The 18,889-nt window shown below is 51.6% G+C and carries 14 protein-coding genes; 2 read left to right on the top strand and 12 right to left on the bottom strand.

Features of this window, described 5'->3' with window-relative positions:
* Positions 1–61: 61 nt before the first annotated feature.
* From glmM to rlmE, 4 genes are all read right to left on the bottom strand, one after another.
* A complete protein-coding gene (gene glmM, locus AAC007_RS09450) occupies positions 62–1,396 on the bottom strand; it encodes a phosphoglucosamine mutase (RefSeq protein WP_295874328.1) in 1,335 nt (444 codons plus the stop codon).
* On the bottom strand, positions 1,389–2,270 hold the full coding sequence (folP, locus tag AAC007_RS09455) for a dihydropteroate synthase (RefSeq protein ID WP_295874680.1): 882 nt from the start codon (positions 2,268–2,270) through the stop codon (positions 1,389–1,391). Before folP ends, glmM begins: the two co-directional genes overlap by 8 nt.
* A gap of 7 nt (positions 2,271–2,277) precedes the next feature.
* Entirely contained in the window at positions 2,278–4,239 is a 1,962-nt protein-coding gene (ftsH, locus tag AAC007_RS09460; protein WP_295874683.1) for an ATP-dependent zinc metalloprotease FtsH, read from the bottom strand.
* A 113-nt stretch (positions 4,240–4,352) separates the two neighbouring features.
* The gene (gene rlmE / locus AAC007_RS09465) at positions 4,353–4,976 is read right to left on the bottom strand and encodes a 23S rRNA (uridine(2552)-2'-O)-methyltransferase RlmE (RefSeq protein ID WP_339676224.1); all 624 of its coding nucleotides are present in this window, start codon (positions 4,974–4,976) and stop codon (positions 4,353–4,355) included.
* Between the two features lie 91 nt (positions 4,977–5,067).
* On the opposite strand from rlmE, the gene yhbY reads away from it, so the two are divergent.
* Positions 5,068–5,376 (top strand): ribosome assembly RNA-binding protein YhbY, encoded by a 309-nt coding sequence (gene yhbY, locus AAC007_RS09470; RefSeq protein WP_339676226.1) that lies wholly within the window; start codon positions 5,068–5,070, stop codon positions 5,374–5,376.
* A gap of 13 nt (positions 5,377–5,389) precedes the next feature.
* On the opposite strand, the gene greA is transcribed toward yhbY, so the two are convergent.
* The 8 genes from greA to grpE form a co-directional block, all read right to left on the bottom strand.
* A complete protein-coding gene (gene greA, locus AAC007_RS09475) occupies positions 5,390–5,872 on the bottom strand; it encodes a transcription elongation factor GreA (protein WP_295874334.1) in 483 nt (160 codons plus the stop codon).
* Positions 5,869–9,090 carry a carbamoyl-phosphate synthase large subunit gene (carB, locus tag AAC007_RS09480; protein WP_339676228.1) on the bottom strand — a complete coding sequence of 1,074 codons (3,222 nt, stop codon included), beginning with the start codon at positions 9,088–9,090 and terminating at the stop codon, positions 5,869–5,871. The genes greA and carB overlap by 4 nt, the downstream gene beginning before the upstream one ends.
* A 166-nt stretch (positions 9,091–9,256) precedes the next feature.
* Positions 9,257–10,393 (bottom strand): glutamine-hydrolyzing carbamoyl-phosphate synthase small subunit, encoded by a 1,137-nt coding sequence (gene carA, locus AAC007_RS09485; RefSeq protein ID WP_295874340.1) that lies wholly within the window; start codon positions 10,391–10,393, stop codon positions 9,257–9,259.
* A 297-nt stretch (positions 10,394–10,690) separates the two neighbouring features.
* Positions 10,691–11,497, bottom strand: a complete 807-nt coding sequence (dapB, locus tag AAC007_RS09490; protein WP_339676230.1) for a 4-hydroxy-tetrahydrodipicolinate reductase — start codon at positions 11,495–11,497, stop codon at positions 10,691–10,693.
* A 51-nt stretch (positions 11,498–11,548) separates the two neighbouring features.
* Positions 11,549–12,919: a YihY/virulence factor BrkB family protein gene (locus AAC007_RS09495; RefSeq protein ID WP_339676237.1), complete on the bottom strand. Its 1,371-nt coding sequence runs from the start codon at positions 12,917–12,919 to the stop codon at positions 11,549–11,551.
* Between the two features lie 137 nt (positions 12,920–13,056).
* Positions 13,057–14,178 (bottom strand): molecular chaperone DnaJ, encoded by a 1,122-nt coding sequence (gene dnaJ / locus AAC007_RS09500; RefSeq protein ID WP_339676239.1) that lies wholly within the window; start codon positions 14,176–14,178, stop codon positions 13,057–13,059.
* Between the two features lie 180 nt (positions 14,179–14,358).
* A complete protein-coding gene (dnaK, locus tag AAC007_RS09505) occupies positions 14,359–16,281 on the bottom strand; it encodes a molecular chaperone DnaK (RefSeq protein WP_295874351.1) in 1,923 nt (640 codons plus the stop codon).
* A 119-nt stretch (positions 16,282–16,400) separates the two neighbouring features.
* Positions 16,401–16,967: a nucleotide exchange factor GrpE gene (gene grpE, locus AAC007_RS09510; protein WP_339676242.1), complete on the bottom strand. Its 567-nt coding sequence runs from the start codon at positions 16,965–16,967 to the stop codon at positions 16,401–16,403.
* Between the two features lie 188 nt (positions 16,968–17,155).
* Here grpE and recN point away from each other — a divergent pair, with 188 nt between their 5' ends.
* Positions 17,156–18,823, top strand: coding sequence for a DNA repair protein RecN (gene recN / locus AAC007_RS09515; RefSeq protein WP_295874357.1), 1,668 nt, complete (start codon positions 17,156–17,158; stop codon positions 18,821–18,823).
* The last annotated feature ends 66 nt before the right edge of the window (positions 18,824–18,889 follow it).

Here is an 18,889-nt window from a genome sequence, read left to right on the forward strand (position 1 = left end):
TAGCGCAAAATGGGCGCCAATCTTACATAAACTTATAAATACATACAAGAACAGCCACCACTTATGATGAAAGCTTTTGCACCTTGTCGCTCAGACGCTGGCACAAGTCCGCAACTTGCGCACCGTTCTCGCCCTCAACCATTACTCTCACCAAGGGCTCAGTGCCTGAGGCGCGCAATAATACCCTGCCTCTGCCTGCTAATTCCAGCTCAACTTGGCCGACCGCAGCGCGTAATTCCGAATGATTCAAATCCATCGGTTTTTGTATGCGGATATTTTGCATTATTTGCGGAAACTTTTTCACGGGCGCTCGCAGCTCCAACAAACTCTTACCGCTCGCCCGCACCGCCTGCACAACCTTTAATGCGGCAACAATGCCATCACCCGTGGTACTCACATCACCACAAATTATATGGCCAGAATTTTCACCACCAAGCGCCCAGCCCAGCGCATTCATTCGCTCTTTTACGTAGCGATCGCCGACCTGCGCGCGCTCGAATGAAACACCCAGCGCTTTCAAGGCCAACTCAAAACCAAGATTTGACATCAAGGTTCCCACCACACCTTCGCAGCGCTCCCCGCGACGAAGCTGCTCCGCGGCAATGATATACAGAAGCTCGTCACCATCAACCAGCTCTCCCGACGCATCTGCAAATACTACGCGATCACCATCACCGTCGAAGGCGATACCGAAATCAGCACACTCCTGAACAACCCGCGCCTGCATATCAGCAGGGTGAGTAGAGCCAACGCCAGCGTTAATATTCAAGCCATCGGGATTCGCCCCCATGACAATTGTCTGAGCACCCAGCTCAGAAAAAACTGCCGGCGCGACGTGGTAAGTCGCACCGTTAGCGCAATCGAGAACAATCTTTAAACCGGCTAATGACAGACCTGTCTGACCAGTGGATTTACAGTATTCAATATAGCGCCCAGCAGCATCGTCAATACGCCGCACCTTACCCAACTTTGCCGACTCAACCGTGGTCATACTGATATCAATGGCTTCTTCGATCGCTATCTCCAACTCATCAGGTAATTTGGTACCGTCAGCGGAAAAAAACTTAATGCCATTGTCGTAATAAGGGTTGTGACTCGCGCTGATGACAATCCCTGCACGCGCTTGGAATGTTCTCGTTAAATAGGCAATTGCAGGTGTTGGCATCGGCCCCAACAGCAAGACATCAACACCCGCTGCCACCAAGCCTGCTTCCAAAGCGGACTCAAACATATAACCGGAAATTCGGGTGTCTTTACCAATCAGAACCTTACTGCGACCTTCACGAGCGAACACTTGCCCTACAGCCCAACCCAGTTTCAAAACAAACTCAGGCGTAATCGCGCCTTCGCCGACGCGCCCGCGAACACCATCGGTACCAAAATATTTTCTAGCCATTATTACTTTTCTCAAACTTCACAGCAGCTGCAAGCTTCACTGCATCAACGGTTTCTTTAACGTCGTGTACGCGCAGAATGTGCGCGCCGCGCTCTACTGCCATCGCGGCCATAGCCACACTCGCCGCCAACCTCTCTTCAACTCCACGCCCAGTAAGTGCACCCAGCATAGATTTTCTTGAAACCCCAACCAACACCGGAAACCCCATCTCCACAAAGGCGGGCAAGCGGCGAAACAATTCAAAATTATGTGCCACGGTTTTACCAAATCCAAAACCCGGATCGAGCAATATTTGCTCCTTCGATATACCCGCGGCAACACATGCAGCAACCCGCCCATGTAAAAACGCAGCAACCTCGTCAAAAATATTTTGGTAATCTGGATTCTCTTGCATAGAGCTGGGCTCACCCTGCATATGCATTAAACACACTGGCAAACCACTCTCTACTGCAGCATCAAGCGCACCCAGTCGCGACAACGCTCGTACATCATTTATTAAATCCGCACCCAACTGCACTGCGCCGCGAATAACCTGCGGAGTACTCGTGTCTACTGAAATAATGGTATCAAAGCGTTGAGAGATAGCCTCAACCACCGGCAGCACTCGCTCACATTCTTCCTCAGCACTAACTGGTATAGAACCCGGCCGGGTTGACTCACCACCGACATCGATCAGCGATGCTCCCTCTCTGCACGCCTCATCAACTCGGCGCAAAACTTTTTCAAGCAGAACGCCACCGGCGTGGAATGCACCGCCATCGGAAAATGAGTCAGGAGTCACGTTGATAATCGCCATTACTTTCGGCTCGCTTAGGTCTAACATGCGAGCGCCGCAGCGGAGCTGCGGCGACGATTGGCTTACCAGGGAGTTCATTGCAAACTCAGTGATCACTCACCGAGCCAACAAAAGGGTCTTCCGGGCGATTCTTTTTGTCATTGTCATCGTCAGCACTAGGCTCGGAGTCAACATCGCTCTCAGAAGACTCCGCCTTATGACCGCCGCGGCGATCGTCATCATCCCAACCCGCTGGCTTGCGCGGAGTACGACCAGACATAATATCGTCTATTTGCTTGGCATCGATGGTTTCATACATCATCAAAGCGTCTGCCATGACATCTAATTTACCGCGATGCTCTTCAAGGATTCCCCGCGCGATGCCATAGCACTCATCAATAATACGGCGAACTTCTTCATCGATTTGTCGCGCAGTCTCACCCGAATGCCCCTTACCCTGCTGACCCGCCGAGCGACCGAGAAAAACCTCTTCCTCTGCATCGTCATACATCAGCGGCCCCATCTTGTCTGACAAGCCCCACTTGGTAACCATCTTACGGGCGATATCGGTCGCGCGCTGAATATCATTCGAGGCACCCGTTGTCACACCATCCGGCCCCAAGGTCATCTCTTCCGCAATTCGACCGCCAAATAAAGAACAAATCTGGCTAGTAATATGCCTGCGACTCAAACTGTATCGGTCTTCTTCTGGCAGGAACATGGTCACACCCAAGGCCCGACCACGGGGAATGATACTCACCTTATACACTGGGTCATGTTCAGGCACAGTGCGGCCAACAATGGCATGGCCGGCTTCGTGATAGGCGGTATTTAATTTTTCTTTATCTGACATCACCATAGATTTGCGCTCCGCGCCCATCATGATTTTGTCCTTTGCCAAATTAAACTGCTCCATGCTCACCAAACGCGAATTACCGCGGGCAGCAAACAAAGCCGCCTCATTGGCAAGGTTCGCAAGATCTGCACCAGAGAAACCCGGTGTACCGCGCGCAATGATCGATGCCTCGACATCATCACCCAAGGGCAATTTACGCATATGTACTTTCAAGATTTGCTCGCGGCCGCGAATATCTGGCAAACCCACCACTACCTGGCGATCAAAACGACCTGGGCGCAAGAGGGCGGGATCAAGCACGTCTGGGCGGTTAGTTGCCGCAATAACGATAACACCGTCATTTGCTTCAAAACCGTCCATCTCAACGAGCAATTGGTTTAGGGTCTGTTCGCGCTCATCGTGACCGCCGCCCATACCCGCGCCACGATGGCGACCAACCGCATCAATCTCATCAATAAAAATAATGCACGGCGCCTGCTTCTTAGCCTGCTCAAACATATCGCGCACACGAGATGCGCCGACACCGACAAACATTTCAACAAAATCAGAACCTGAAATAGAGAAGAATGGCACCTTCGCTTCGCCAGCAATCGCTTTTGCCAACAAGGTTTTACCAGTACCTGGAGGACCAACCATCAGCACACCGCGGGGGATTCGACCACCCAAACGCTGAAACTTACCGGGGTCACGCAGAAACTCTACTAACTCCTGCACATCTTCTTTTGCTTCATCTACGCCCGCCACATCGGCAAACGTCGTTTTAATTTGGTCTTCACTTAATAGCCGCGCCTTGCTCTTGCCAAAGGCCATCGGGCCGCCTTTGCCGCCGCCGGCACCGCCCTGCATTTGACGCATAAAAAACATGAAGATCGCAAGAATGATCAATATCGGGAAGCTGGCTACCAGCAGCTGCGTCCACAAACTTTGGCGCTCTGGCTTGGTACCCTCAACAACCACATTGTGCTGTAACAGATCATCAATTAATTTTGGATCGTCCAGCAGTGGGCGCACACTCTCAAAGCGGCTGTTATCGTTGCGCTCGCCACTGATCACTAGGCCGTCGATTACGACTTTTCGGACACGCTCATTCTGCACTTCCGTAATGAACTGCGAGTAATTGAGCTGCTCGGTGGGTGACTGGACGCTGAAGTTATTAAAAACAGTCAACAGGACTGCAGCAATAACCAGCCACAACAGTAAATTCTTTGCCATATCGTTCAAAAACCGATCCTCACGCTGCTCTGTTCGCAAAGTGCATAAAACGGGAAATTAGCCCCAACGTCTGCTCACTCTACTACATTAATTAGGCACCCTCTACGCAATAATTATACGCGTAGACCAGTAGCCACTAGGTAAACTTCCCGCGATCTCGGCCTTGACGCAGCCGGCTTACGGGTCACCACCTTACTAAAACGTTCGCGAAGAAGGCGCATATATTCCTCAAAACCTTCCCCTTGGAAAATCTTGGTGACAAATCCGCCGCCGGGCCGCAAAACCAAACCCGCCATGTCCAACGCCAGCTCACACAGATACATAGACTGCGGCTGATCAACGTCTCTCATACCACTCATATTGGGGGCCATATCTGAAATTACAAGATCTGCCTTCTGATTACCCAAAAAAGCCATCAATTCATTGAAGACCTCTTCCTCGGTGAAATCACCCCGAATAAACTCAACTCCGGCGATGCTGTCCATGTCCAGAATATCGGATGCCAGCACCTGACCGCTGTGCCCCACCAGCATAGCAGCCACCTGCGACCAGCCGCCGGGCGCACTACCTAAGTCGACCACACTCATACCGGGCTTAATCAGGCGATCTTTTTCCTGAATTTCCAATAACTTATAGCAAGCGCGTGAACGGTAACCTTCCTTCTGGGCCTTTTTGACGTAGTGATCGTCAAAATGTTCCTTCATCCACGCATCACTTGATCCAGACCGTTTAGCCACATCCACTCCCTTAATAGCGAGAATTCACATTTCAGCGCGGCCGCCTTTCGAGTAAAATGCTCGGCCATGCCTTTTTCGGTTTAGTAATATTATGCCCAAGTTCAGCGCCAGCGATAAAAAACACCTCCGCAGTATCGGTCACAAACTCAATCCCGTTGTGATGATCGGCGATCGCGGCTTGAGTGAAGGCGTGATGACCGAAATTGACCGCGCACTAGACGATCACGAACTCATCAAAGTTAAAGTAAATATCGCTGAACCGACAGAGCGCCGAGCTTTAATTGATCAATTTTGTGCCGCCCACAAGGCGCAATTGGTGCAAGCTATCGGCAAGATCGCATTGATTTACCGCCCAGCCAAGAAACCTAACCCGAAGCTGTCCAACCTACTTCGGGCATAAGCCCCCAGTTTATTTACTCGGCGAGGTGTTGCACCTTGTCGATTTCATATTCTATGGTGCCGCCCGGCGCCGCAACCATTGCGACATCACCTTCCTCTTTGCCGATAAGGGCGCGCGCAATCGGAGACGTGACGGATATTTTGCCCAGCTTCACACTGGCCTCATCCTCACCCACTATACGGTAAGTCACCTCTTCATCGGTTTCGCAGTTGATCAGCGTTACCGTAACCCCAAAGATCACTTTGCCGGTATAGGGGATTGCAGAAATATCGATCACCCGCACACCGGCGAGCTTACTTTCTATTTCTTGAATACGGCCTTCGCAAAACCCCTGCTGCTCACGGGCAGCGTGGTATTCGGCATTCTCTTTTAAATCGCCGTGAGCGCGCGCCTCAGCAATCGCTTGCGTGATACGCGGACGCTCAACAGATTTTAAATTTTTTAACTCATCGCGCAGCGCTTTTTCGCCGGCAACCGTCATTGGCACCTGATTCATTGCATCATACCCTCGTGCACGTCCTGTAGACGGCGCACTGTTTTTTCTTCACCAAAGGCCAAAGCCTGACAAATTGCCTCGGCACCGGCAAGTGTTGTTGTGTAACTTACCTTGTTTACCAAAGCACTGCGGCGAATCAGCGATGAATCGGCGATCGCCTGCTTACCTTCAGTGGTATTAATAATTAAATCGACGTCGCCATTTTTAACCATATCAACAATATGCGGACGACCTTCAAGTACTTTATTCACCCGCTGACAAGTCAAACCAGCGGCGGTTAATACCTTATGAGTACCACGTGTGGCGCAAAGGGTAAAACCCTGAGCAACTAACTGCTTAGCAACCTCAATAGCGCCGTCTTTATCTGGATCACGCACACTAATAAAGGCATGACCGCTGGTCGGAAAGACTTCGCCAGCGCCAACAGCGGCTTTGGCAAAGGCTTCGGCAAAGGTTTCACCCAAGCCCATAACCTCACCAGTAGACTTCATTTCTGGCCCAAGTATCGGATCGACACCAGGGAATTTAGCGAAGGGGAATACCGCTTCTTTAACCGAGAAATACTTAGGGATAATCTCGGTAGTGAAGTTTTGATCGGCCAAGCTGGTACCGGCCATACAGCGCGCAGCAACTTTGGCCAGCGACACACCAATGCATTTAGACACAAATGGCACCGTGCGCGAAGCGCGCGGATTTACTTCGATGACATAAACCTCGCCATCCTGCACAGCCAGCTGCACGTTCATCAAACCGATAACGCCCAATTCTAAGGCCATGGCCTTAACAATCTCGCGCATACGATCCTGCACTTCCGCAGACAAAGAGTACGGCGGTAAAGAACAAGCCGAATCACCGGAGTGAACACCCGCCTGCTCTATATGCTGCATGATCGCGCCGATCACTACTTGCTTGCCATCTGAAACCGCATCGAGATCAACCTCAACCGCAGCATTCAAGAAATGGTCTAGCAGAACGGGCGACTCATTAGAAACCCGAACCGCCTCGCGCATATAGCGCTGCAATTCGTCTTCCTTATAAACGATTTCCATGGCGCGGCCACCCAATACATAGGACGGGCGCACAACCAAAGGGTAGCCAATTTTAGCCGCCGCCAACAGTGCCGCTTCTTCTGAGCGCACAGTTGTATTTGGTGGCTGCTTCAACTCAAGCCGCTCGATCATTTGCTGAAAACGCTCACGATCTTCCGCGCGGTCGATGGCATCTGGCGACGTACCAATAATGGGCACACCGGCCGCCTCAAGGTCGCGCGCCAACTTCAATGGCGTTTGGCCACCGAACTGGACGATAACGCCTTTGGGTTTTTCTTTGGCAACAATTTCCAGCACGTCTTCGAGGGTTACTGACTCAAAGTACAAACGGTCTGAAATATCGTAATCCGTCGACACTGTCTCAGGGTTACAGTTGACCATAATGGTCTCGTAACCATCTTCACGCATGGCCAATGCCGCGTGTACACAGCAGTAATCGAATTCAATACCTTGACCGATACGGTTAGGGCCGCCACCGATCACGAGGATTTTATCGCGGTCAGATGGCAGTGACTCACACTCTTCTTCGTAGGTGGAGTACATATAAGCCGTCGACGTCGCAAACTCTGCCGCACAGGTATCCACACGCTTGTATACTGGGCGAATGTCTAAGCTGTGGCGCAGGGTGCGCAATTGTTTTTCGCTAACCGCAAGCAACACTGCCAAACGCTGATCTGAAAAACCTTTGCGCTTTAAACGCCACATCAAATCTTTGCTGATGTCGGTTAACGTTAAGGTTTTTAGCGAGTTTTCAGTTTTAACAATATCTTCAATTTGAACGAGGAACCACGGATCAATCCAAGAGTGTTCAAATACTTCGTCGACACTCATACCTGCGCGGAAAGCATCGGCAACAAACCAAATGCGCTCTGGGCCTGGGTTGGTCAATTCGGCAATTAATATGTCGCGAGCATCGTCGCGATCCACATCAATTTGATGCTCAAAGCCTGCCGAACCCACTTCAAGGCCGCGCAATGCTTTTTGCAGAGACTCCTGGAAGGTACGGCCAATCGCCATCACTTCGCCAACAGATTTCATCTGGGTGTGCAGACGCGTTTGCGCCTCACCAAACTTCTCGAAGGTAAAGCGCGGTATTTTTGTAACGACGTAATCGATTGCCGGCTCAAATGACGCGGGGGTCGCACCGCCGGTAATATCGTTTTGCAGCTCATCGAGGGTATAGCCAATCGCCAACTTAGCGGCCACTTTGGCAATGGGGAAGCCCGTTGCTTTAGAGGCCAAGGCCGATGACCGACTCACCCGCGGGTTCATTTCAATTACGACCAAACGACCCGTGTGCGGCTCCATACCGAACTGAACGTTAGAGCCGCCAGTTTCCACGCCAATCTCACGCAATACCGCGCAAGAGGCGTTTCGCATGATTTGATATTCTTTATCAGTTAACGTTTGCGCCGGCGCAACGGTGATCGAATCGCCCGTGTGCACGCCCATGGGGTCGAAGTTTTCGATAGAACAAACAATGATGCAGTTGTCGTTTTTATCACGCACAACTTCCATCTCAAATTCTTTCCAGCCAATCAAGCTCTCATCAATCAGCAGCTCATTGGTTGGCGACAGATCGAGACCGCGGGTACAGATCTCAACAAACTCTTCTTTGTTATAGGCAATACCGCCACCAGAACCGCCCATGGTAAAACTGGGGCGAATAATGGCGGGAAAACCGATGGTATCCAGAACCTGTAAAGCCTCTTCCATGCTATGGGCGATGGCGGAATTTGGCGTCTCTAAACCGATACGCTTCATTGCCTGGTCGAATAGCTGACGATCTTCCGCCATATCGATGGAGTCTTTGGTCGCACCGATCATTTCAACGCCGTACTTGGCCAGCACGCCTTCGCGATCCAAATCCAAGGCGCAGTTCAACGCCGTTTGACCGCCCATCGTGGGTAGCAAGGCATCGGGACGCTCTTTCTCAATAATCTTGGCAACCGTTTCCCAGACCACTGGCTCGATATACGTGGCATCCGCCATCGCCGGGTCAGTCATGATGGTCGCGGGGTTAGAGTTCACCAGAATGACTCTGTAACCCTCTTCCCGCAGGGCTTTACACGCCTGCGCACCGGAGTAATCAAACTCGCAAGCCTGACCGATAACAATCGGGCCGGCACCGAGGATAAGAATGCTTTGGATATCAGTTCTTTTTGGCATAAGTGCTAATCATCTGACTCTGTGCTTCGTTACAAAAAAGTCGGACGTCGGAAGCTGGACGTCAGACGCCAAAGTCGGGCGCGACAGTGTATTTTCTCGCCAGACGCCAGACTTCCGACGCCAGACCAACAAAACCGCATACAAAGCCGCGATGCCGAACTTTCTACTAAGCCTGCTTAGAGGCTTTGATCAAATCTATAAACTGATTAAATAAGGGCGCAATGTCATGCGGACCAGGGCTCGCCTCTGGATGCCCCTGAAATCCGAACGCGGGGACATCAGTGCGCCGAATACCCTGCAATGAACCGTCAAATAATGACTTATGGCTAACCACAAGGTTTTCTGGCAACGTGCTTTCGTCAACAGCAAAACCATGGTTCTGGCTGGTGATGTGCACCACTTTCGTTGCCAAATCCTGCACCGGGTGGTTAGCGCCGTGATGGCCAAACTTCATTTTTTGCGTCTTGGCACCTGAGGCCAAGCCCAGTAACTGGTGCCCCAAACAGATACCAAACACGGGCAGACCGGTCGTTAAAATTTCTTTAATAGCGGCAATCGCGTAATCGCAAGGCTCTGGATCACCTGGACCATTAGACAAAAACACACCATCGGGATTCATCGCCAACACATCGGCAGCAGGCGTTTGCGCCGGCACAACCGTCAAACGGCAACCGCGATCAGTCAGCATCCGTAAAATATTGCGCTTCACACCAAAGTCATAGGCAACAACGTGATATGGCAACTCGGCATCGCTAAAGACTTTGTGCCCCTTACCCAGAGCCCAGCTGCCTTCGCGCCACTCGTAACTTTTGGCGGTAGTGACTTCTTTGGCCAAATCCATACCTTTGAGCCCGGCAAATTCCTTCGCTAGCGTCAGTGCTTTGGCTTCATCGATATCGCCGGCCATCAGGCAGCCGCCTTGAGCGCCCTTATCGCGTAAAATGCGCGTTAAGCGACGAGTGTCAATATCGGCAATGCCGACAATATTGCGTGCTTTTAAATAATCAGAGAGGCTTTGCTCAGAGCGAAAACTGGATGCAAGCATTGGCAGGTCGCGAATCACCAATCCCGCAGACCAAATATGCTCTGCTTCTTCGTCTTCGCTATTCACACCGGTATTGCCGATATGCGGGTAGGTCAAGGTAACTATTTGGCGAGCGTATGAGGGGTCTGTCAGTATTTCCTGATAACCGGTCATCGCGGTGTTAAAAACGACCTCACCAACCGAGTGCCCTTCTGCACCAATGGCAATGCCCCGAAAAATGCTGCCGTCTTCAAGGGCAAGTATGGCTGGAACCGTCAAGACTACCTCCTAGATCAAACTTGCGGCCGAGAGCCACCGCCGACACACCCGCCGGAACGACAACCAAGGGACCACAGAGGAAAATACGCGTGCAAAAAAGCGAGATGAAGATTACCTCACCTCGCTTTCTGCGGGGCTGCGGAGCTACTTCAGCTCGGCACCCTAATCTGATGCGCGATTTTACGCGAAATGCCCCCCGCGCGTCCACCGCAATAAATACCGCAATCCACCCTTAGGGCGAGTATTCGCTCAACGCCAAGCGACTCGATCACGTCATCGCTGCGTGAATTGGCGCAATTACTTCAGGCCGAGCACATCCTGCATGTCATAACGACCGGCAGCCTGCGAATTCACCCACGCCGCAGCGCGCACTGCGCCACGGGCAAAGGACATCCGCGAACTGGCCTTATGGGTAATCTCGACCCGCTCACCATCTGCGCAGAACATCACGGTATGATCACCGACAATGTCTCCAGCGCGCACTGTCGCAAAAGCAATGGTTTCGCGCTCACGAGCACCGGTTTGCCCCTCGCGGCCGTAAACCGCCACTTTCTCTAAATCACGCCCCAAGGCATCGGCAACCACCTGCCCCATGCTCAAGGCCGTTCCCGACGGCGCATCAATTTTGTGACGGTGATGGGCTTCGACAATTTCTATATCAACATCATCGCCCAATACCCGCGCCGCCATATCAAGTAGCTTGAAGCATAGATTTACGCCCGTACTAAAATTGGAGGCTTGGCAAATCGCAATTGGCGCAATGGCCGCGTCTAATTCCGCTTTTTGTTCGGCATTGAAGCCAGTGGTGCCAATCACCATACCTTTACCCGCTAGGCCACATGCTTTCGCATTGGCAAGGGTCGCGGCTGGAATGGTGAAATCGATCAGCACGTCAAAATCATTCAATACGTCGCTTACATTACCCACGATGGCAACGCCGTTTTTACCCAATCCAGCCAACTCGCCGGCGTCGGCGCCGATGAGCGAGCTCTCGGGCCGCTCAATGGCTGCTGTTAACTCGCAGCCGTCATTTAGCGACACCGCCTCAATTAAAATCCGCCCCATCCTACCTGCGGCACCGGTTACTGCGATCCTAACTGTCATAACACATTCCAATATATAAAAGTCTGTAGCTGTTTTTCGTTGCGGCGGTGACTATTTCTCATCGCCACCTTCATCAACCTCTTTACTATCATCACCAAGCGCCATATCGCGAACCGATACCGACGCCAGCGCTGCATCTAGCGCCGCGTCTATCGACGCGGTAACTTCCGCCACACCAGCAACCGGTCTACGCGGCACCCGCAGCGCTATCATCTGCACGGTACCGTCGTTGCGCACGGCATCGAGCACGGTTTTCAACGAGGTTTTTTCAAGCGGTGCATTTGGCAAATAGCGCGGCGGATCTTCGTGATTCTCTGTCAACAAGCCCGCCTGCTGAAGTGCTCGCAGCACCCGCGTGACACCCTGAATTTGTACCCGCAGACGGTACACAAAATCACTAGCCGAAAACGGCTTGCGCGATTGATAGTAGCGCTGGGCAACAATTGCCATCACCTGCAAAGCCAGTGTTTCACGCTGCCGAATACTTATATCGCCGCTGCGCCGCAGAGGCGCGATATATTCGGGGTGCTGCACATAAAATGCAACACTGCTGCCCACCAGCAGAATCAACCAACTGATGTACATCCACATCATAAATAGAATTAGAATCGCAAAACCGGAATAAATTGCGTAGGTGCCACTGCCACTTGCCGACACCACAATACTGCCAAAACCCCAACCCAAACTTTGAAACAAGAACCCAGACACCACACCCGCCACTGCACCCGCTCGAAATGTAACCCGAGTATTGGGAATAAACATATAGAAAAACGTGAAGGCCGCAATAATCATTAAATACGGTGCAGCTTCAGTGACGAATGCAATCAAATACTGCATAAACGGCAGATGATTGCTGATGGTTTGCACAAAGCCGCCACTCAAAACGCTTGCCGACAAACCGATTGCGGAAAACACCAGTAGCGGCCCAATCAACATGACGCTGCCGTAGTCGGCAAATCGGCGCCCAATGCTGCGGTGCTGATCAAGACGCCAAATATAGTTGAAGGTCGCCTCAATTTTTTGGATCAACGAGATTGCGGTGTAGAACAGTAAGGCCACACCGAAGGTACCCAACACACCAATTTTTACATTGTCGATAAAGCCGATTATTTTGTCGGTAATCTCTACGCCCTGCGCCCCCATCGGCGCAAGAAACTGCAACATAATTGGCTCTAGCTGCTTATTGTGCATGCCAAAGGCTTTGAGTACAGAAAAGCTCACCGCCATCATAGGCACCAATGACAGCAAGGTGGTGTAAACCAAGCTCATTGCTCGCAGCGTGAGCTCACCCTTTGCTAAATCATCCAACACCACGTAGGCGAGACGCAAAACGTCTATCAGCTTGCGCCGCCACGCACTGTAGTGCACCACCTTATCTGACCACAAATAATCGGCTACAAATTTATTAAGGGTTTTATCCATTACTCAGGCGCCTCTATATAATTCGGAGCGTAGGATTGCTGAATGCGTATGCCGCCAAGAATGGAGAAAAAATAAGGGGAAGTCGAGAACGGATTCCACCTTAAGATGGAACCCGTCATAAGAGAGAAACAAAATTATCAGAGCTTCATATCGTCAAAAAACGTTTTTACGCCGTCAAACCATGTTTTTTTTCGAGGTGACTGCTTATCATCACCTTCCATGCTCGCCTGCAATTCCTGCAGCAATTCCTTTTGACGCTTAGTCAGAGACACTGGCGTCTCCAAGGTCACCTTGCAAATTAAATCGCCTGTGCTACCACCGCGAACCGGTGTTATTCCCTTGCCACGCAGACGAAAGGATTTGCCGGTTTGGGTTTCTGCCGGAATTTTCAGTTTTACGCGGCCTTCCAAGGTAGGCACATCCAACTCACCACCCAGGGCGGCGTCTGCAAAGCTGATCGGCACATCACAGTACAAATTCTTGCCATCGCGCTTGAAAATAGGATGCGGACGCACCGCCATCTGCACGTATAAGTCGCCCGTTGGGCCACCGTTTGGACTTGCCTCGCCTTCGCCAGTAAGACGAATACGATCGCCGGTGTCGACGCCAGCAGGTACTTTGACCGACAGCGTTTTGGTTTCCTCAATCAAACCCTGGCCGTGACACGCTGAACACGGGTCTGAAATAATCGTACCTTTACCACGGCAGTTCGGGCACGCCTGCTGCACGGCAAAAAAGCCCTGCTGCATCCGCACCTGGCCTACACCATTACAGGTGCTACAAGTAACAGGCTTCGAACCCGGCTTAGCGCCGCTGCCATCACAAGGCTTACACGCCACCAAGGTCGGAATACGAATCTTTGCCGTTGAACCGTGAACAGCCTGCTCAAGATCAATCTCTAGCGTGTAGCGCAGATCTGAACCGCGCTGCGGGCCACGCTGACGTCCGCCGCCACCGCCGCCAAAAATATCGCCAAATACATCGCCGAATATGTCGCTAAAACCACCTGCGCCGCCACCGCCGCCGGCCCCGGCGTTAACACCCTCATGACCAAAGCGGTCGTAAGCTGCGCGCTTATCTTCATCAGAAAGCACTTCGTAGGCTTCGGTCGCCTCTTTAAAAATATCTTCGGCTTTCGGATCATCGGGATTACGATCAGGATGATTTTTCATCGCAATACGACGGTAGGCTTTTTTAATATCCTTGCTGTCAGTGTCCCGCGACACGCCCAGAATTTCGTAATAATCTCGTTTTGACATAGCTTCGCTTCACGCTAGACGGAGACGGGAGATGCTTTTTGAAGTGCCACCCACTACCCCTATAAATGATTCTACCCCTCATGCCAAACGGGAGATCGCAAAACACGCTGACCTTGGCCTTTGCGTTTCCCGTCTCCCGTCCAGCGGTTCACCCAAGCGAGGCACTGCCCCGCTTCAAGCTTACTTCTTGTCGTCGTCTTTTACTTCTTCAAATTCCGCGTCGACCACATCGTCAGCGCCAGACTGAGGCTGCTCTGCACCGCCTTCGGCTTCAGCTTGCGCTGCCTGCTCAGCGTACATTTTTTGAGCAAGACCGCCCGATGCTTCGGTTAGCTTCTTAGTAGCTTCTTCGATTTTCTCGAGATCGTCACCCTTAACCGCCTCATCAACTTCAGCGAGCGCAGCCTCGATAGCGGCTTTCTCTTCATCAGTCGCTTTGTCGCCCGCTTCTTCTAGCGTCTTACGGGTCGCATTCGCCAAACCTTCAGCCGTGTTGCGCGCCGTTACCAATGCCTCAAACTTTTTATCTGCCTCGGCGTTGGCTTCTGCATCGCGCACCATTTGTTCGATTTCATCATCGCTCAAACCGCTTGATGCCGTGATGCGGATAGACTGTTCTTTACCTGTTGCCTTGTCTTTAGCAGACACATGCAAGATACCGTTGGCATCAATATCGAAAGTTACTTCGATTTGCGGCAAACCGCGCGGTGCCGGTGGAATATCCGCCAAGTCGAAACGGCCCAGCGATTTGTTCGCCGCCGCCTGCTTGCGCTCGCCCTGAACAACGTGAATAGTTACAGCCTGCTGATTGTCATCCGCGGTTGAGAACACCTGCGACTTCTTAGTCGGAATAGTGGTGTTTTTCTCAATCAGGTGAGTCGCCACACCGCCCATGGTCTCAATACCCAAGCTCAGCGGAGTAACGTCAAGTAGCAGTACGTCTTTTACTTCACCAGACAGTACCGCACCTTGCAGCGCTGCACCCATGGCAACAGCTTCGTCGGGGTTTACATCGCGACGCGCTTCTTTACCAAAGAACTCGGTCACCTTGCTTTGCACCAAAGGCATACGAGTCTGACCACCAACCAAAATAATTTCATCTACTTCAGACGCAGACAATCCAGCGTCTTTCAGTGCCATTTTCATTGGCTCTAATGAACGGGCAACCAAATCACCAACCAAAGACTCCAACTTAGCGCGGCTCAGCTTTACAACCAAGTGCTTAGGACCAGTGGCGTCTGCCGTGATGTATGGCAGGTTGATTTCAGTCTGCTGGCTAGAAGACAGCTCAATTTTTGCTTTCTCAGCTGCTTCTTTCAGACGCTGAACGGCCAGTGAGTCGCCTTTCAGATCAATGCTATTTTCTTTCTTAAATTCTTCCGCCAAATAGTCGATCAGGCGCATATCGAAATCTTCACCACCCAAGAAGGTGTCGCCGTTAGTCGACAACACTTCAAACTGGTGCTCGCCGTCTACTTCAGCAATTTCAATGATCGAGATATCGAAAGTACCACCACCCAAGTCGTATACCGCGATCGTGCGGTCGCCCTTGGATTTGTCCATACCGTAGGCTAGGGCCGCGGCAGTAGGCTCGTTGATAATACGTTTAACGTCCAAACCGGCAATACGGCCAGCGTCTTTAGTCGCCTGACGCTGAGAGTCGTTAAAGTAAGCAGGCACCGTAATAACCGCTTCGGTGATTTTCTCACCCAAATAGTCTTCAGCGGTTTTCTTCATCTTTTTCAAGATTTCCGCTGAAATCTGCGGTGGCGCCATTTTCTCGCCCTTCACTTCTACCCACGCATCACCGTTCTCTGCTTCACAGATTGCGTAAGGCACCATTTTGATGTCTTTTTGCACGACATCATCTTTAAAACGACGACCGATCAGACGCTTCACCGCATACAAGGTGTTGTGCGGGTTAGTCACTGCCTGACGCTTAGCGCTCTGACCAACCAGAATCTCTTTATCGTCGGTATACGCCACAATCGACGGCGTAGTGCGCGTACCTTCTGCATTCTCGATTACCTTAACCTTGTCGCCATCCATTACCGCAACGCAAGAGTTAGTGGTACCCAAGTCAATACCAATAATTTTACCCATGATCATTCTCCACTTAAAAACTGTCGCCACTCGCGGCGAAATTCTTTGTCTTGTGACAGATATTGGCCCTTATCCACACATTTCAAGGGGGCATAGGCCATTTTTAATACAATTACTATTTACGGCGCCTTAGCGATAACAACCATCGCTGCACGCAGCAGGCGACCGTTTAAGGTGTAACCCTTCTGCATCACATCCATCACCGAATTTGGCTCGGCATCCGGGTTTGGCACCATCGCCATCGCTTCGTGAAACTCAGGATTAAATGGCTCGCCAACCGGGTTTAACTGCTCAACATTGTGACGCGCCAAGGCATCTACCAATGTTTTTCGAGTCAACTCAACACCTTCCAAAATCGGCTTTAAGGACTCATCGGCACTGTCTGCAGAAGCGAGCGCGCGATCGAGATTGTCCACCACGGGAAGCATATCGCCGGCAAATTTCTCAAGTGCGTACTTGCGCGCATTCTCGGCGTCTTTCTCAGCGCGACGACGAATATTCTGCGCCTCCGCCGCTGCGCGCAAAGATTGCTCCTGCGCATCAACTACCGCCTGCTTCGCCGCTGCCAATTGCTCTTCGAGGCCGGGCTCTAGCTCGCCGCTCAACTCAGCCTCATCGCCCTGTTGCAGTTCTTCAGCTTGAATTTCTTCATCCTGCATCGCTGCCTTATCTTGTTCCTCTGCCACGTATCCAATCTCCGTCACACGTATTCAATCTTGCGGACATTTCCCGCGTTGACGCGTATATGGGGTTTAGACCTACTAATTCAAGGCAAACACAAATATTTTTACTGCTGACGATTGACGATCGATGCCGCCAGCAGTATTTTACTGTATAAACATACAGACTATTTGCGCAACCACGAGAGACCATCATGCTGAGCAATCTCACCATCAGCAATTACGCCATCACCGAACATCTCGACATCGAGCTCAAAACGGGCATGACCGTACTGACGGGAGAAACCGGCGCAGGCAAGTCCATTATGCTTGACGCACTGGGACTGGCGCTGGGTGATCGCGCCGATAGCAATATTGTGCGCAAGGGAGCAGATAGAGCGGATATCCACGCGCAGTTTGATATTAGCGCCATTCCCGCCGCCCATAGCTGGCTGCAGGAACGAGATTTAGACGGCAGCAATGACTGCATGTTAAGGCGCGTGATTACCGCCGACGGACGCTCGCGAGCCTACATCAACGGTCAACCAGCCACCTTACAAGATGTGCGTGAGCTGGGCTCATTTCTCATCGACATCCACAGCCAACATGCGCACCAATCCCTGCTCCAGAAACCCTATCAGCGCGAACTGCTGGACGCCTACGCTGGCACCACCGCACTCGCCAAGCAAGTTAGCGAGCACTGCCATGAATATCAATATTGCACAAAGACCCTAGCCTCACTGGAAGCGAATCTTGCCGAGCAAAATGCCCAAGAGCAGTTGCTGCGCTATCAGCTTGAAGAATTGCATCGCCTAGACTTGAAGGCCGGCGAAGTAGAGGAACTAGAAGACCTGCAAAAGCAACTAGCCAATGCGGAACAAATACTCGCCGCAAATCACCACAGCCTTAATCTCTGCCGCGACGGCGAGGTCAATGCCATGGGTATTTTGCACCAGGCACTCTCTTCGCTATACAGCAGCCAACATCGCAGCAGCGTTCAAGAAAATGCCGCTCAGCTTCTGGAAAGCGCGCGCATTCAAATTGAAGAGGCCGCCGGCGAGCTTCAACACGTTATCGACGGTACCGAGCTCGACCCCGAGCGCCTAATTGAAGTAGAAACAAGGCTCGACGCCATATACCAAACCGCGCGCAAACACCGCATTCAAGCAGACGAGCTGATGACATTGCAAAACTCACTCGAAGCGCAGCTTGAAGACCTAGATGCCAGCGATGAAAAAATCGATCAGCTGCGCAGCAGCCAAGAACAAGCACTAAAGGCCTATCAAACCACCTCTGCATCGCTTAGCAAAAAACGCACAAAGGCCGCCAAGTTAATGAAGCAAGGCATAGAAGAGCAGTTGCAAGCACTCGCGATGAAGCACTGTGAAATTGAATTTGCCATGCATCCTTTAAGCAATGACGAGCCCCATAGCCACGGCCAGGAAGAAATCGAAATATTAATTAGCACCAACCCCACAGCCGCCAAAGGCCCGCTAAACAAAATCGCATCTGGCGGTGAACTCTCGCGCATTAGCCTCGCGATTCAGGTCATCACTGCACAAGTTGCCGCCATACCCACCGTGGTTTTTGACGAAGTTGATGTCGGCATCGGTGGCGCCACCGCTGAAATCGTTGGCCAACTTCTCAATGCCCTTGGAAAACGCAGCCAAGTGCTTTGCGTCACCCACCAGCCACAGGTTGCCAGTCAAGGCGATCATCACATTAGAGTGCAAAAAGTCGGCAACAAAGCCAAGCTCACCACCAGCCTAGAGCCGTTGGAAGAAAATCAGAAAATTGAGGAAATTGCGCGAATGCTGGGTGGTATCGCAATTACCGAAAATACTTTGGCGCATGCGCGGGAAATGCTGGGGATAAGGCACTAGCTCAGTAGGAAGTCGGAAGTCGGAAGTCGGAAGTCGGAAGTCGGAAGTCGGAAGTCGGAAGTCGGA

The sequence above is a fragment of the uncultured Zhongshania sp. genome (genome assembly GCF_963975605.1).
Classification (GTDB): domain Bacteria; phylum Pseudomonadota; class Gammaproteobacteria; order Pseudomonadales; family Spongiibacteraceae; genus Spongiibacter; species Spongiibacter aquimaris.